We start from the raw sequence: 14,357 nt of genomic DNA, 5'->3' as shown, positions 1-14,357 counted from the left end.
AGCGACCTGAAGTTGGGGCCCCTCTTCTCCCAGCGTCCTCCCAAGGCCTCCTTCGAGGTGGAGGCGGCGCAGGGCAGTGACCCATGGCCCTGCGTCCTCCGAATCCGCGGGGCGCAGTGGGCGATCTTCGTCCTCCTGAGGAAACAGCCGGAGGACGCCCTGATCTCGGAGATCGAGCCCTATGCCGGCATGATCCGTCTGTGGCAGACCTTCCAGAAGATCGACGCCACGGAGCAGCGCCTCTCCCGCCTCTCCTACATGATCCTGGCCACGAAGAACACGCTGGCGTCTATCTTTGAGCCCATGCCGCTGCAGTACTTCACCGCCTTCTTGGCGGATGTCCTGCGCGAGAGCCTGTTCCCCAAGACCGTAGCCATCCTCAACGACGACGGCACGGCCCTGACGCCGATTGCCGGCAGGGCCGACTCCATCCCGCCCCGGACGGGGGTGTATCAGGAGGAGCACCTTCCCCCGACCCCCGTCCTCACCCAGTCCGACCGTGCGCCCTTCGAGGCGGTCCTGCCCATCGCGGAGGGGTCCCTCCGCCTCTTCTGCCTCCTGACCTGGGACAGCCTCCCGGACGCCCACGTGTTGAACTTCATGGAGCTGCTGGGGAACCTGGCCGTCCGGGCCATCGCCATCAACGCCCTGCGCGAGCAGAACCGCAGGGCCTCCGAGGAGAACCTCTCCGGGGAGTTCACCGCCATGGCGCTCTCCAACGTCCTGAAGGTCCTGAAGGGCGCGACGGACCGGACCCACTTCTGCTCCCTGCTGGCCGACATCCTCATGGAGCAGGGACGCCTCCCCAACTGCACCCTGGCCGTCTGGGACCAGGCGCGCGGCGGGTACGTCTGCGCTGCAAAACGGACAAACCGCATGGCCGCCGCCCCCGACGAAGGGCTCCTCCCCGCGTCCCTCCCCGTCGCCGCCTCACTGGTCCACGAGGCACAGGTCAACCTCAGGGACGTCAACGCCGACACCGCCCTCAAAGCCTGGGGGCTCGACAAGTGTCCTTGGGCAAGCATGGCCTCCATGACCTGCCTCTTCCCCATCTGCGACGACCGATCCCTGCTAGGGCTCGCCGCCCTGGGGTCGGACGACCGTGCGGCGCCGACGAAGGACCAGCTTGCCGCCCTGCGCCTCATCGCACAGTTCTCCGCCTACGAGTTCCACCGGTTTTAAGGGCTGATAGATGATGCAGGGACAGCCATGAAGCCATTCCAACCTGTCGCCCCATCCTTCGACCTCCTGAACGAGGCGTTGGCGACGCTTCTGCCATCGGATGGAGGAAACGGCACGGCCCTTTCGGGGCGGCAGGCCGCCTCCCCTTCGACGGAGCAGTTGTTGGCCTCCCGTGACGCGATCCTGGATCAACTGCCCGCCCCTCTCGTCATCAGCGACGAGCAGGACCGCATCCTGTACGTCAACCGGGCTCTCCTTTCCCTGATCAACTGCCCGGAGGACTTCCTGCAGGGGAAAAAGCTCTCCTCCATCCTCATCCCCAGGGCGAAGCTGGACCCTCAATCCGAGGACGCACAGGACCCGGCGGAGCGGGAAATGCAGGACCTTCCGGACGGGCAGCCCCTCATCCTCCTGGGAGCCGAGGGAACGGCCCTGCCCGTGAAGCAGCTGACCCGCTCCTTGACGTGGAACGCGCGCAAGCTCACGCTCTCCGTGTTACTCGACCTCAGCGAGCAGCAGGCCGCCAACGAGCGCCTGCTGCGCATCGCCTACTACGACTCCCTGACGGGCCTTCCGAACCGGGACTGCTTCATGGACTCCCTGAGCCAGGAGCTCCGCAAGCTGAACGGCGCGGACGGGTACACCTTCAGCGTCGTTCTTCTCAACATGGACCGATTCAAGCTGCTCAACGAGCAGTACGGCTCCGACACCGCGGACAAGGTCCTGATCGAGGTCATCGAACGCACCAAGACCATCCTCCACGGCTTCGCCACGATCTTCCGCACGGGCGGGGACGAGGTGATGGCGATCCTGAAGGGCGTGAGCTCCCAGTCCTACCTGGAATCCGCCCTGGACCGGCTTTTGAAGCTCATCTCCATCCCCATCTGGATCAACGGGGACAGCGTATTCCCAAGCGCCTGCCTCACCGCAATGCTGGACATCCCCAAGGAGTTCACCGCGCTTCAGGTGCTGAGCCGCCTGTCGAGCTCCATGAAGGCGGCAAAGAAGCGCGGCCTGGGCTGCGTCCTCTTCGTTTCCCCTGCGACAGAAAGTCAGGGCAAGGACGCGGAACACAAGGACATCCTGAAGATCACGGCGGAGATCCAGACCTCCCTTCTGAACGATCAGTTCATCCCCTACTTTCAGCCCATCTACAACACGGCCACCATGCAGCTCCTGGGCTTTGAAACGCTGGCGCGATGGAGGCACCCCGCGAGCGGCATCCTGCCGCCTGGCGCCTTCATCCCCGAAGCGGAGGAGTCGGGCCTCTTGACGGCCATCGACCGGGCCATCGTTTCGCAGGCCCTCGTCGCCATGGAGAGCTTCACCAGGAAGTACCCCCAGTTGAACTTCCACCTCAACGCCAACGCCTCCGGGCTCTCGCTGAAGGACGCTTCGTTCTTCGACTTCATCGAGGGGAAGTTGAAAAACGTGACCTTCCCTCCAGACCGCTTCACCCTGGAGATCACGGAGGACGTCCTGATGGAAAACCTGGGAGAGGCGCGCGGGCGTTTGGAAAAGCTGAAGAAGCTCAACATCAGCGTCGCGCTGGACGACTTCGGGACGGGGTACTCCTCGCTGCAGTACATCAGCCAGCTTCCCGTGGACAGCCTGAAGATCGACCGCTCCTTCATCGATCAGATGCTGAAGTCCAGGAAAACCGCAAGCCTGGTGAAGAGCGTTATCGAGATGGCCCGCTCCCTGAACCTCAACATCGTGGCGGAGGGCATAGAAACGAAGGACCAGAACCAGTGGCTCGCGGAGTACAACGTGGCCGGCCAGGGCTTCTTCTTCTCCGTGCCGCTCTCCATGGAGAAGGCCGATGAGTTCCTGAAGGACGTGTCCGTCTTCGCCGAGCTCATCAAGGAGATGCCGCAGCCCTGACGCTCAACCCTCAATACGGCACACAAAAACGGCGGGGGCTGTGTCAGCCCCCGCCGTTTCGCTCTCCCTAAAGGGATTTGCCGCACATTTTCACACCGAAACCTGTCGTAAGAACTCCGCAGGACGGCAGATAGGAACCGGGGATTTTGCATAGTCCTTTGTATCTCTGGTCACGATGCAGTCCATCCCTGCTCTCAAAGCACTCTCCACCATAACGGCATCCTCGTAATCTGCCATAGCTGAAACGAGAGCTCTCCGGCAATCCATTCCTGCAGTGTCCATCAGCTCAAAGAGGATAAATATCCGCCTTAACACCTCGCGGCTGTCCGAATCGCTGTGTGTACACCTGTGCGTGAGATAGTAGATGTCCGTCGATGACTTGGCGGTGATAAAGCCGTCGAATTGTCCATTGGCTGCACAAAGAAACAACGCCTGAGCTTCTTTACAGAAGGGCTCTCGCGACTGCAGGGCGTCGATGACAACGCAGGTGCCGATCAAAGCCCTCATATGCGGTTCCGCCTCTCCTCCAGGGCCTCTTCCAGGGTGACGTCCGCAGCGAGGACCCCGAAGAGGGACTTTGCGACGTCCACCCGATCCTGATAAGGGTTTGAGGGCTTCGCCACGCTCCTGCCGCCCATCGCAGCTTCAATTCCTTCCGCCTCCACAGGCGCGAAAGGCTTCTTCAGGTTGGCTTTTAGTTTGGATACGGTGATGGACATAGAGCACACCTCCTGGTCCTCATTATACACGCACCGCAGGGAACGGGACGCGGCATGACCCATGATCCCAAACCGCGCTTAATAACGCGGCTCGCCTCCCCTTCAGGGGGCAGAGAGCACAAAAACGGCGGGGGCTGCGTGGGCCCCCGCCGTTAACGTCGTTATCGCTGAACCGCGCTATCCCTTGTGGTGCGCCATCATCACCGCCCCGGCGATGGAGAGCAGCTTGGCGCGCATCGGGTCCGCGCGGCTCGTGAGGATCACGGGCGCCGCAGCACCGATGATGAGCCCTGCCGTCTCGCTGTCCTTGGCAAAGTAGGTGATGGACTTCGCCAGGACGTTCCCCACCTCGATTTGAGGCACGAACAGGACGTCCGCGTGGCCGGCCACCGGCGAGTTGATCTTCTTGATCTTTGCGGCCTCCTCGTTGATGGCGTTGTCCAGAGCCAGAGGGCCGTCCACGATGCAGTTCCGGATCTGGCCGCGCTGGTTCATCTGGACCAGAGCACAGGCGTCCAGCGTGCAGGGCATGTCCGGGTTCACCACCTCAACGGCCGCGAGGCAAGCCACCTTCGGGCACTCCACGCCCAACGCCCGCGCGAAGTTCACCGTGTTCTGAAGGATGTCGGCCTTCTGCTTCACGTCGGGGTACATGTTGAACGCGGCGTCAGCGATGAAGATGACGCGGTCGTAGCCGGGGATGTGGTGGAAATAGCAGTGGGAGATGGTCTTGCCGCTGCGGAGGCCAACCTCCTTGTTCAACATTCCCCGAAGGAAATGGTCCGTGTGGAGCTGGCCCTTCATGTAGATGTCGGCGCGCTTTGCGGAAACCTCCGTCACGGCCGCGATGCCGCACTTCGCCTCATTGCACTCCTCGATGATGTTGTAGTCCTTCTCGGAAGCGCCCGCCTCCTGGATGCAGGCCCTGACCCTGTCGGGGTTGCCCACCAGCGTCGCCTCCACCATCCCCGCCTTACGGGCCTCCTCAATGGCGGCGATCAGCCCCGCATCCTCCGCCATGGCCACGGAGAGGCGCTTCTTCCCCTTCTCGGCGCAGAGCTTTTTTGCTCCCTCGATCAACTGCGACAGCGAACGAATCTGTTCCATAATGCAGCATCCTCCTTCAATGAGATTTTCGAATATGTCAAGGGGCCGCCCCCTCACTCCAGCCACTTCTGAATACGGTCCAGGTAGAGCTCCAAAAGCCGCGTAGCCACCCGCCCGGGCCGACCGGTCCCAATCCGCTGATCCCCGATCTGGACCACGGGCACCACTTTCTTCACGCTCCCCGTGATGAAGGCCTCGCTGGCGCGCGGCAGCTCGTCAACGCGAGGGCAGCGCTCCTGCGTTTCGATCCCCTCGGCGCGGGCCAGCTCCAGTATGACGCTCCTCGTCGTCCCCTTCAGCACGCGGGAGAGGGGAGCCGTCACGAGGCGCCCCTCCAGGACGAGGAAAAAGGTGCTGTGCCCCGCCTCCGTAATCTCTCCATCGGGGCAGTAGAGCACCTCAAAGGCGCCGGACTGCGACAGGGCGTAGGTCGTGCGGTAATCCACGCCCTTCACGGAGGGGTCCTTCCGCCCGAAGGGCAGGGGCTCCAGGGCGACGCCTTCTTCATAGGCCTCACGGGGAGGCAGGGAGAGCTCCTCGAAGATCATGAAGAAGCGGGGGGCCGTAAAGCCCCGCACGCCGTCAAAGACGTCGCCTCCCGACAGGTATACCTTGATCTGAACGTCGCTTCCGGCCTTGGCTAACCCCTCACGCACCAGGCACTTCATGTCCTCCATGGAGAGCGTCGGACGGATGCGCTCGCGCTCCGCTCCACTCAGAAGGCGCTCCAGGTGAGGCGTCAACAGGAGCGGCCGCCCCTCGTAGGTCCCGATCACCTCAAAGACGCCAACGCCCCGCTGGATGAGGAGGTCGCTCAGCGGGAGCGCCGCCTCCTCCGGCGGGGTGAAGCGTCCGTTTACGTAACACAGTTTCATGAGAAGCGTCCCTCACTTCATTATAAACCCAGGCGGACGAACCCGGCGACTGCTTCGCCCGGCCTTCTGTCCGCGCTTCACCTTTTGCCTTCCTTTGGGATATCCCTCGGGCGGAGGAAGGGGTCCTGGGTGAGGCTCTGGCCCAGCGAGGCGTCCCTGTCAGGGAAGGCCAGGATGGAGAGCGACAACCCCACCTTGTCGTCGTTCCCCGACGTCCGGTCGTCCATGAAGTGCAGGTCCCACAACATGCAGTCGGTGGACCATTGAAGGCTGTAGATCGCCTCGTCCATCATGGCCTCCTCCAGGTCGTAGCTCCCGCGGAACGCCGCATAGACCTCGCGCCCCAGCGGGAAGCGCACCTTCTGGTGAACTCTCTCCGCACCCCGGTACTGGTCCCAGAGCATGGCGCTCTTCCCCCACGTATATCGGCGCTCGTAGGCGGAGCCCATCTCAAAGACCCCCAGGCGATAGCGCAGTCCCAGGAAGCCGCAGAACATCTGCTGGTCTGCGTCGTCCCGATCGTAGAACCAGGCGGCGCCCTTCAGGTCCGCGAAGAGCTCCACCTGCGGACTGAGGGGCCTCTCGAAATAGCTGTGGGCCTCAAGTCCCCACCGGGACGTGAAATCCCCTTCCTGAGTCAGTATCTTCTCCCGATAGCTGCCGAAGGAAGCGGACAGGGTGAGCCAGGCCCAGGGAGAGGTCCGGAACCACGGGGTCTGGACGACCAGCTCCGGCTCGCGGTCCAGGCGTCCCTTATACTCGTGGAGGGAGTCCTTCTGGTCCTCGACGTACTCGTCCCGACGCCAGTTCAGCCGCGCGCGCCAGCCATCGCGCTCGTAGATCAGGGCAGCGGAGGGGCGCCAAATCGCCTCCGACCAGACGTCGTCCCACGAGTACTCCATTTGAGCCAGGAGGCTGAAGTCATGGCCCAGGTCCTGCTCCACCGAGAAGCGCCACTCGGCACCGCTCCTGCCGGCCCAGGCGAAGCCCAGCGAGAAGGACCCCGTTTCCCACGCCAGGGTTCCCGTCAGGCCGCCTCCGGTGCCGCGTGAGTCGCTGTGCTGAACGTAGGGGAGCACAGAGTAGCGCACCGCCCGTCGTTTGAGCTGCACCACGTAGTCCAGCGGGGAAGTCATGATGTAGGTCTTGCCCAGGTAGATTCGAGGCTTCTTCGCCACGATGCTCTTGCCGGGGATGAAGGAGATGCTCTTCGACTCCAGGTGGTAGTGGGGATGGTCCAGCGCGCAGGTCGTCAGGGAAACCTGCCGCCACTGAGCGACGTAGTCCTCGGAGCCACCGACACGCCCCTTCACGACTCCGCGCTCCACGGCCATGTCCCACGGCATGACGTTGATCTCCCCGCCGTAGACGTAGAGCGTTCCGTCCTGGAGAGGCATCTTCGTGGCGGCGCCGGTCATCACCCCCTCCTGATTCACCAGGTCGTAGTCCAGGTGGTCCCCCAGCAGCGACCTGCCCTCTCGGCTCATGACCACTTGCTCCCCCGGCAGCGGCATGGCCTGCACCTTCTGGGTTTCGGCGTCGTAGTCGATGCGCTCCGCCTGGATCGTCGTCCCCTGATAGCTCAGGCTCGCCTTCCCCTCCGCCCTGGCCTGCCCCGTCGCGTCGTTGAAGGAAACGCGGTCCGCGTTCAGGACCACCTTCTCGTCCGCCCCCTGAGCGGGAAGGGACGCTGAAGCCATCAAGAGAAGCGCAAGCGTCAAAGTCCGCGCCGCGGCCGCAAGGCCTCGGACGAAGACGCCCTTTGTCCCCATCATCCCAGGGGTTTCGTCCATTGGAGCTGACCTCCTTTTTCAAATAGGATCACTCCCGTCCGGTCCATGCTGGCCTCCGGAGCCGACAGGAGAAATTCGTTGTCGTAGAGCGTCAGCCCGCTAGGGAAGACGAAGTCGCCGCTGGCCTCCGACCAGAGCACCCGGGGGCTCTCCAGGTTCCAGATTCGAGCGGGCGCCTCGAGCGTTCCCAAGAGGCCGTTGACGCAGGCCGTCCTCTCGTCGTTGGAGTAGACGCCCTCCGCGCCGAAGAGATACCACTCCCCGCCCTCCTTGAGTTGCCGGCGGACGTCCACCGACCGGACGGCAACGAGCTCGCCCCGGCGCTCCAGGTAGGGAACGCGGACGCGCCAGACGTCGCCCGACACCTCGCGAGCCAGCTGCATGTTCTCCATGACGAGGCCCGGCATGTTCATCAGCCCCTCCCGCAGAAGGTCCACGTCGAGCTGCATGTCCCGCATCGCGTAGCGCACGAGCGCCACGATGGCGACGACGAGGACGCCCATGCCGATCTTCACCCGGCTGACCTTCATGGCCGCCTCCTCTCCCGCAAGACGCCTGACCCCGGCCTCACCAGACGACCTTCCACGCCATCCCCTCGCGCACGATGCCCAGGGTGCGCGTCACCAAGGAGCGGAACATCAGGACCCTCCGGTCGGTGATCACCTTGGCCCGCTCCTCGCCGATCCACTCTATGCGATACTCCTCCTTCAGGCCGGCGCGAAACTCCGCGGCCCGCGCCACCTCCTTCGCGAAGTTCTCGCGGGAGATGACCCGGCGGGAGGCGTCCGAGAGCATGTCGTACATCTCCCCGGCGCGATTGGCGGCCCACAGGCTCAGAAACTGCCGCAGCACCTGCTCGCGGCTCACGTAGGAGTTCTCCGCGTTCAGTTGCCTGGGCGTTCCTCCCCCGCTTCGGACCGGAGAGGGGGCATCCCCGGAGGCCGCACCCCGCTCCCGAACGGACCTCACGAAGTCCTCCATGCCGCGCGAGTCCTCGGAGAGCAGCGGGGGGATGGGACGCGGGGCAACGGGCGGCGAGGGGGGAAGGGGCTCCTTCGGCTTGATAACCTTCGGCTCCCCGGATGACTCCGGCCTGGGCGTCACCTTGCGGACGGACTTCTTCTCTCTGGGAGGGAGGTCCACGACCACGACCTCCGGGGCCGCGGGCGACTCCAGGGCTTCAGGCCGGCCAACCTCCAGGGGGCTGAAGGCGAAGACGCGCTCCGCTCCCCCTCCGATCCCCCGGATCGCCAGGGCGAGGTCGTCGTCTGCCTGTTTGGGGAAGAACACGAGCCCCTGCACGACGCCAGCCGCGGGCGCGTCCAGGGCGGAGTCGTAGCGGACGGGGCGAAGGCGCTCGCCCGACGAGGTCAGGAGCGCCACGTTGTCCGGCACCGGCGTCAAGCTCACGGGGGCTGCCCCGAAGGAGTAGACGCTCACCAGAAAGGCCTCAGAGCTGTCCAGGCGAAGGTCCGCGACAAAGGCGCTCCGATAGGCTTCTTTTTGAGCCTCCGACATGCCGCGGCGGGCCGCCTCGGCCTCCACCCAGGGCTCAATCAACGCCTCCGGGTAGTGGAGCACCCAAACGTAGCAGTCCTGCCCCCAGTGCGCCGCCGTACTCCGCTCCAGGATGCGAAACGCCTCGTCGGGGGCCTCCTGGGCGCCCGCCTGGCGGGAACCCGTCAGAGAGAGGGCAAGAAACGTCGCCAAGGCAAGGAGGCACGCCCTCCATCGCCCCCTTTGCAGCGGGGAGGTTGCAGCGGACACCCACCGAATCAAGGCGTCAGCGCACCTTCTGCTCCGGCGGCAGCTCAAAGTCGCCCGGCGCTCCGCCGTCCTCCGTCGTCTGAGTCGGGGCGGTTCGAGGGGTCCTTACCGGGTTCAGTATCTTGTCGCTCTTGATGATGGTGTCGCGGTCCGGGTCGTAGGAAGAAGTCTGCTGTTGGTCCGACGGACGCGGCGTGTCAGTCCCCTGGACGCTCTGCTGAATGGTGGACTGCGGGTCCACGCGCAGGCTGTCGGGGATGGGGTAGGCGTAGACCTCCACGTCGCCCGAAGTCTGCACGAAGGTGATGGAGCCCTCCGGGATCCGGATGGAGTTGCCCCGGATAAAGAGGCCGCCGATCAGCCCAACGGGACCCAACAGCGCAGCACCGGCGATGCTGGCCGCCCCCGCCCCGACGATGGCGCCCTCGCCGCGGTCCCCCGCCTTGCGGGCCTCGTCAATGGCCTTCTTCGCTGCGTCCCCGACGGCCACCGGGGGGCGCTGGGGACCCAGGGGTTTCAGCCCGTTGAACGTCAGGCGCACCTCGCCCGGGACGCCGAACGCGCGAGGCTTCACCACCTCACGGACCTCCGTCAGAACCAGGGAACCGGCGGGGGCCACAAGGCACTGGTCCACGACCAGGTCGTTCGTCAGCTCAATGCGAACCTGGTCCCCCGCCTTGTTCCTGGCCGGACTCAGTTCGTCCATAAAGCGCAGCTTCAGCGGCACGTTTCCCGGAAGGGTGACCGCGCGGAAGGTGACGGGGTCCGTCACCAGCGTGGACAGGAGGTGTTCCACCCGCATTGCGATGGGTTTGCCGTGCTGGACCTCCCCGTCCAGGTCCGCCTCCAGCGTTTCAAGGCGGCCGACGGCCGGGCGGGAGTCGTATATCTTCTTGTTGACGATCCACTCCGCGACCCCAAGCTTGAAGATCATCGAGGGCTGGTCCTCCGTGCCGACCTCCAGGAAGTTCAGAATCGCCGAATGGCGCTCGGCGATGGTGCCCGGAAGGCTGCGGCCGAACAGCGCCTCCTCCACGGAGGAGAGCCGCTCGGTGAGCCCTCCCTTGGCGGTGTCGCCGTACACGATCGTTTCAATGTGCTCCATCATCTGTGCCGAGGAGCTCTTGTTCTCGTCCTTCGCCCCCGCTCCGCAGGGGACGGCCAGGGAGAGGAGCAACGTGGCCGCCAGCAGCAAAAACGTTCTTTTCAAGGTCAATACCTCCCTCATTGTCACTTGCGCCAAGGGACTAACCACGGTCCGCGCGCTGGCGCTCCAGGGCCATGCCCACAAAGCCGGCGAAGAGCGGATGAGGCCGCACCGGCCTGGACTTCAGCTCTCCGTGGAACTGCCCCCCCACGAACCAGGGATGCCCCGGCAGCTCCACCAGCTCCACCAGGTCCTGCTCCGGGCAGAGTCCGGCCACCTTCAGGCCCGCCCCCTCCAGGCGCTCGCGATAGGCGTTGTTGAACTCGTAGCGGTGGCGATGGCGCTCCGAGATGTGAAGCGTCCCGTAGGCGCGGGCGGCCAGCGTCCCCTCCCTCAGGTCGCAGGGATAGGCACCCAGCCGCATCGTTCCGCCCAGTCTATCAATGTTCTGCTGTTCTTCCATCAGGTGGATGACGGGGTGCAGGGTGGAGGGGTCCATCTCCTTGCTGTGGGCGCCGTGCAGGTGGCAGACGTTGCGGGCGTACTCCACCACCATCATCTGCATCCCAAGGCATATTCCAAGGAGGGGGACCCGGTTCTCCCGCGCGTACTGAATGGCGCGGATCATCCCCTCCACGCCCCTCGCGCCGAACCCGCCGGGGATCAGGATGCCGTCCATGGAGCCCAGAACGCCCGCGAGGTCGCCGGAGTCCAGGTCCTCCGCCTCGACCGAATGGACCTTGACGCGCACGTTGTGGTGGATGCCAGCGTGGTGGAGGGCCTCCACCACGCTGAGGTAGGCGTCCTTGTGCTGGACGTACTTGCCCACCAGCGCGATGTCCACGGACTCGGGCGGGTTCATGAAGCGATCCACGACGCGGCGCCAGTCCGAGAGGTCGGGCTCCGCGTCGCAGGGAAGCTCCAGGTAGCGGAGGATCAGGTCGTCCAGCCTCTGTCGGTGCAGCGCCATGGGCACGTTGTAGATCGTCGGCTCGTCCATGACCTCGATGACCGCCTCGGAAGGGACCGTACAGAAGAGCGCGATCTTGTTCTTCATGCCCTGGTCCATGGGGTGACTGGTGCGGCACACGAGGAGGTTGGGCAGGATGCCGATGCGCCGCAGCTCCTGGACGCTGTGCTGGGTGGGCTTCGTCTTGAGCTCCTGCGCCGCCTCGAGCCATGGGATCAGCGTGACGTGGCAGTAGACGACGTTCTCCCGCCCGACGCGGTTCGCCATCTGGCGTATCGCCTCCAGGAAGGGCTGGCTCTCGATGTCGCCCACGGTGCCGCCGATCTCTACGATCAGGACGTCAAGCCCCTCCCCGGCGCGCACGAGGCGCTCCTGAATGTCGTTCGTGATGTGGGGGATCACCTGCACCGTCCCCCCCAGGTAGTCCCCCCGGCGTTCCCTCGCGATGACGCTCGAGTAGATTTTCCCCGTCGTGATCGTGTTCTGCTCGCTGAGCGTTTCGTCGATAAAGCGCTCGTAGTGCCCCAGGTCGAGGTCCGTTTCCGCGCCGTCGTCCGTCACGAACACCTCGCCGTGCTGAAAGGGGTTCATCGTACCGGCGTCCACGTTCAAATAAGGGTCCACCTTGAGGATGGAAACCTTCAGCCCTCGCTTCTTCAGCAGGGTGCCCACGGAACCGGCCGTGATCCCCTTCCCCAGCGAGGAAACCACGCCGCCAGTGATAAAGACGTACTTCACCATTCCTCGATGCCCCCTTGGACTTCAGTGCCCCGCCGACTGGCTGGGGCAGCCTCAAAATAAAAAATGGGGCCAGAAAAGCTTCTGACCCCCGGCTTCTTTACGTGCGGAATCACTTCAGATATTTCAGAGGGTTGACCGGGCTGTTCCCGTTGCGAACCTCAAAGTGGAGATGCGGCCCCGTTGAGCGTCCCGTCGTTCCAACCCTTGCGATGTTCTCTCCCTGTTTCACCGCCGCCCCCTGCTTCAGCAGGAGGGTGCTGCAGTGCGCGTAGAGCGTGGACTGCCCGCCCGCGTGCTCGATGACCGCCACCTTGCCGTAGCCGCCCATCCAGCCCGCATAGGCCACTCGACCGTCTCGAGCGCAGCGGATCACCGCGCCGCGGCTGGCCTTGATGTCGATTCCCGTGTGGAAGTCCTGACGGCGCGTGATGGGGTGTCGCCTCCAGCCGAAGGGGCTGTTGATCCGCCCCATGATCGGCCATCGGTAGGAGCGGGAGGCCTTCATCGCCACCGGTGCTTCCTTCTGCTTGCCGTTCTTCGCGGCTTTGGGCACAGCGTTCTTGACGGCGGGGGCGGACTTCTCCGCCTTAAGGGGTTGCTCCTCGTGAGTGACGGCCAGGGCCTCCGGCCGTGCGCCGGGAAGGAATATCTCGTCCCCCGGCTTCAGGGCAACCACGTCAACGGTGTGGTTCACCTGGCGCAGTTTACCCAACTCGACCCCATAGCGCTTGCAGACGGCCTCGATCTTCTCTCCCTTGCGCAGGGTGTAGAAGATTCCCTCTTGGTTGGGGATGCGGAGGGTCTGCCCCGGGCGCAGGGTCGCCTTGAAGACGTTGCTGCCCACAAGGGTGTCCAGCTCTATGTTCTGGGAGTTCGAGATGGACCATAGACTGTCGCCCTGCGCCACCACGTAGGACGACACCTTCAGTGGCTCGACCTTCTCGCGCAGGGCCGCCACGCGGGCCTGCCGCGTGCGGACCTCCTCAAGGGTTTCCTCAATTTTATCCGCGTCTTTGGGGATCAGGAGAAGTTGATTTTCGGACAGCCGATTGGCGTCCTTAAGCCCGTTGGCCCTCAGGATGTCCTGAGCGGTGAGTCCACCGAAGGCCATAGCGATGTCCGAAAGCGTTTCGCCCGCCTTGACGACGTGCTCCTTCCAGTCGGCACCCACCTCAGCAAACTGGGGGTCAGGTTCCGGCGGGATTGCGTTGTCGGAAGTATCTTCCGCTAAACGGGTGCCATCGTCCTGAGCGCTCAGGACGATGCTCTCATAGTCCGACAGGTACTTCGGAAGGGGGCCGAAGTCCTCCTTCAGCGGGACCTCGCTGACCTCGGCACGGACCTCGGATTCCGCCGGTTCGGCGGGCAGAGAGGCCATCGGTCCCTCCGGATCGTCTTCCTGGGTCACCTCCAAGGGCGCTGCGGCCAGGAGATCGTCGCGCTGCATGTCGCTCACGTCGAACGCCAGAAAGCCCTCCTCCGACACAATTCCTTCGTTTTCCCGATCCCCGACCCCGCCCCACGCCACGCCGGAAAAGCGTTCCCAGGCGGAGAACATCAAAAACGAAGCCAGACCAAAGCTGAAACAGACGACGACGCAAAAACCCCAGCAAAACTCCAGCGAGGCCTTTCTTTTTCTTTCTCTGCGCTTCTTGCCTTCAGCAGGAAAAACCTTTCGATCCGGCGTTCGATGATCGAATGTCCTCAAAGACAACTCCTCCCGACATGCCTTTGCCGCGCGGACGCAAGTGGATGCGGACCCAGCACAAAACTCGTCGTAAGACAAAGTACGATACGTGAATTATAGCACAATATGCCGCGTAATCGCCCGATGCGCGAGAAAGTTCCGTCCTGCAACTCAGGCCAGCTTGATGGACATCAGGAACTCGTGGTTGTCCTTCGTCTGCTTGAGTTTGTCGAGGATGAGGTTCAGCGCCCCGGCCTCGTCCACCTCCACGATTCGCTTCCGCAGGACCCAGAGGCGGGCCAGCTCGTCCTCAGGGATCAGGAGCTCCTCCCTCCGCGTCCCGGATCGCGTGATGTCGATGGCGGGGAATATCCGCTGTTCCGCCAGCTTGCGCGACAGGTGCAGCTCCATGTTGCCCGTGCCCTTGAACTCCTCGTAGATGACGTCGTCCATGCGGCTCCCCGTATCCGTCAGGGCCGTGCCGA

Annotated in this window: 12 protein-coding genes and 1 pseudogene; 2 read left to right on the top strand and 11 right to left on the bottom strand. The window is 64.1% G+C overall.

Features of this window, described 5'->3' with window-relative positions; genetic code table 11:
* Positions 1-1,182 (top strand): GAF domain-containing protein (locus Q0629_RS01540; RefSeq protein ID WP_298778066.1); only part of this gene is annotated, 1,182 nt, incomplete at its 5' end.
* Between the two features lie 27 nt (positions 1,183-1,209).
* A complete protein-coding gene (locus Q0629_RS01535) occupies positions 1,210-3,066 on the top strand; it encodes an EAL domain-containing protein (RefSeq protein WP_298778064.1) in 1,857 nt (618 codons plus the stop codon).
* A gap of 90 nt (positions 3,067-3,156) precedes the next feature.
* On the opposite strand, the gene Q0629_RS01530 is transcribed toward Q0629_RS01535, so the two are convergent.
* From Q0629_RS01530 to Q0629_RS01480, 11 genes and pseudogenes are all read right to left on the bottom strand, one after another.
* Positions 3,157-3,573: a PIN domain-containing protein gene (locus Q0629_RS01530; protein WP_298778062.1), complete on the bottom strand. Its 417-nt coding sequence runs from the start codon at positions 3,571-3,573 to the stop codon at positions 3,157-3,159.
* Positions 3,570-3,785, bottom strand: a complete 216-nt coding sequence (locus Q0629_RS01525; RefSeq protein WP_298778057.1) for a type II toxin-antitoxin system prevent-host-death family antitoxin — start codon at positions 3,783-3,785, stop codon at positions 3,570-3,572. The genes Q0629_RS01530 and Q0629_RS01525 overlap by 4 nt, the downstream gene beginning before the upstream one ends.
* Before the next feature lie 177 nt (positions 3,786-3,962).
* Entirely contained in the window at positions 3,963-4,892 is a 930-nt protein-coding gene (locus Q0629_RS01520) for a bifunctional enoyl-CoA hydratase/phosphate acetyltransferase (RefSeq protein WP_298778054.1), read from the bottom strand.
* Positions 4,893-4,945: 53 nt separating this feature from the next.
* Positions 4,946-5,767 carry an aminotransferase class IV gene (locus tag Q0629_RS01515; RefSeq protein WP_298778052.1) on the bottom strand — a complete coding sequence of 274 codons (822 nt, stop codon included), beginning with the start codon at positions 5,765-5,767 and terminating at the stop codon, positions 4,946-4,948.
* 77 nt (positions 5,768-5,844) lie between these two features.
* Positions 5,845-7,560: a hypothetical protein gene (locus tag Q0629_RS01510; RefSeq protein WP_298778049.1), complete on the bottom strand. Its 1,716-nt coding sequence runs from the start codon at positions 7,558-7,560 to the stop codon at positions 5,845-5,847.
* Complete coding sequence (locus Q0629_RS01505) at positions 7,539-8,090, bottom strand: hypothetical protein (protein ID WP_298778048.1); 552 nt, start codon at positions 8,088-8,090, stop codon at positions 7,539-7,541. The genes Q0629_RS01510 and Q0629_RS01505 overlap by 22 nt, the downstream gene beginning before the upstream one ends.
* Positions 8,091-8,127: 37 nt before the next feature.
* Positions 8,128-9,270, bottom strand: coding sequence for a hypothetical protein (locus Q0629_RS01500; RefSeq protein ID WP_298778046.1), 1,143 nt, complete (start codon positions 9,268-9,270; stop codon positions 8,128-8,130).
* Between the two features lie 73 nt (positions 9,271-9,343).
* A complete protein-coding gene (locus Q0629_RS01495) occupies positions 9,344-10,537 on the bottom strand; it encodes a hypothetical protein (RefSeq protein WP_298778043.1) in 1,194 nt (397 codons plus the stop codon).
* Between the two features lie 37 nt (positions 10,538-10,574).
* Positions 10,575-12,185 carry a CTP synthase gene (locus tag Q0629_RS01490; RefSeq protein ID WP_298778040.1) on the bottom strand — a complete coding sequence of 537 codons (1,611 nt, stop codon included), beginning with the start codon at positions 12,183-12,185 and terminating at the stop codon, positions 10,575-10,577.
* A 109-nt stretch (positions 12,186-12,294) separates the two neighbouring features.
* The gene (locus tag Q0629_RS01485) at positions 12,295-13,893 is read right to left on the bottom strand and encodes a peptidoglycan DD-metalloendopeptidase family protein (RefSeq protein WP_298778036.1); all 1,599 of its coding nucleotides are present in this window, start codon (positions 13,891-13,893) and stop codon (positions 12,295-12,297) included.
* 150 nt (positions 13,894-14,043) lie between these two features.
* Positions 14,044-14,357: pseudogene (locus Q0629_RS01480) on the bottom strand (transcription termination factor Rho); the annotation flags it as partial.

This window comes from uncultured Fretibacterium sp. (assembly GCF_938030725.1).
GTDB lineage: Bacteria > Synergistota > Synergistia > Synergistales > Aminobacteriaceae > Fretibacterium.
Note: the sequence above shows the minus strand (reverse complement) of the source record. Positions and strands in the feature narration are given on the sequence as shown.

Excerpts from the sequence above, each read along its gene's own strand:
- Q0629_RS01530 (WP_298778062.1), bottom strand. The coding sequence starts at position 3,573 with ATGAGGGCTTTGATCGGCACCTGCGTTGTCATCGACGCCCTGCAGTCG.
- Q0629_RS01490 (WP_298778040.1), bottom strand. The coding sequence starts at position 12,185 with ATGGTGAAGTACGTCTTTATCACTGGCGGCGTGGTTTCCTCGCTGGGG.
- Q0629_RS01525 (WP_298778057.1), bottom strand. The coding sequence starts at position 3,785 with ATGTCCATCACCGTATCCAAACTAAAAGCCAACCTGAAGAAGCCTTTC.
- Q0629_RS01515 (WP_298778052.1), bottom strand. The coding sequence starts at position 5,767 with ATGAAACTGTGTTACGTAAACGGACGCTTCACCCCGCCGGAGGAGGCG.
- Q0629_RS01535 (WP_298778064.1), top strand. The coding sequence starts at position 1,210 with ATGAAGCCATTCCAACCTGTCGCCCCATCCTTCGACCTCCTGAACGAG.
- Q0629_RS01520 (WP_298778054.1), bottom strand. The coding sequence starts at position 4,892 with ATGGAACAGATTCGTTCGCTGTCGCAGTTGATCGAGGGAGCAAAAAAG.
- Q0629_RS01510 (WP_298778049.1), bottom strand. The coding sequence starts at position 7,560 with ATGGACGAAACCCCTGGGATGATGGGGACAAAGGGCGTCTTCGTCCGA.
- Q0629_RS01505 (WP_298778048.1), bottom strand. The coding sequence starts at position 8,090 with ATGAAGGTCAGCCGGGTGAAGATCGGCATGGGCGTCCTCGTCGTCGCC.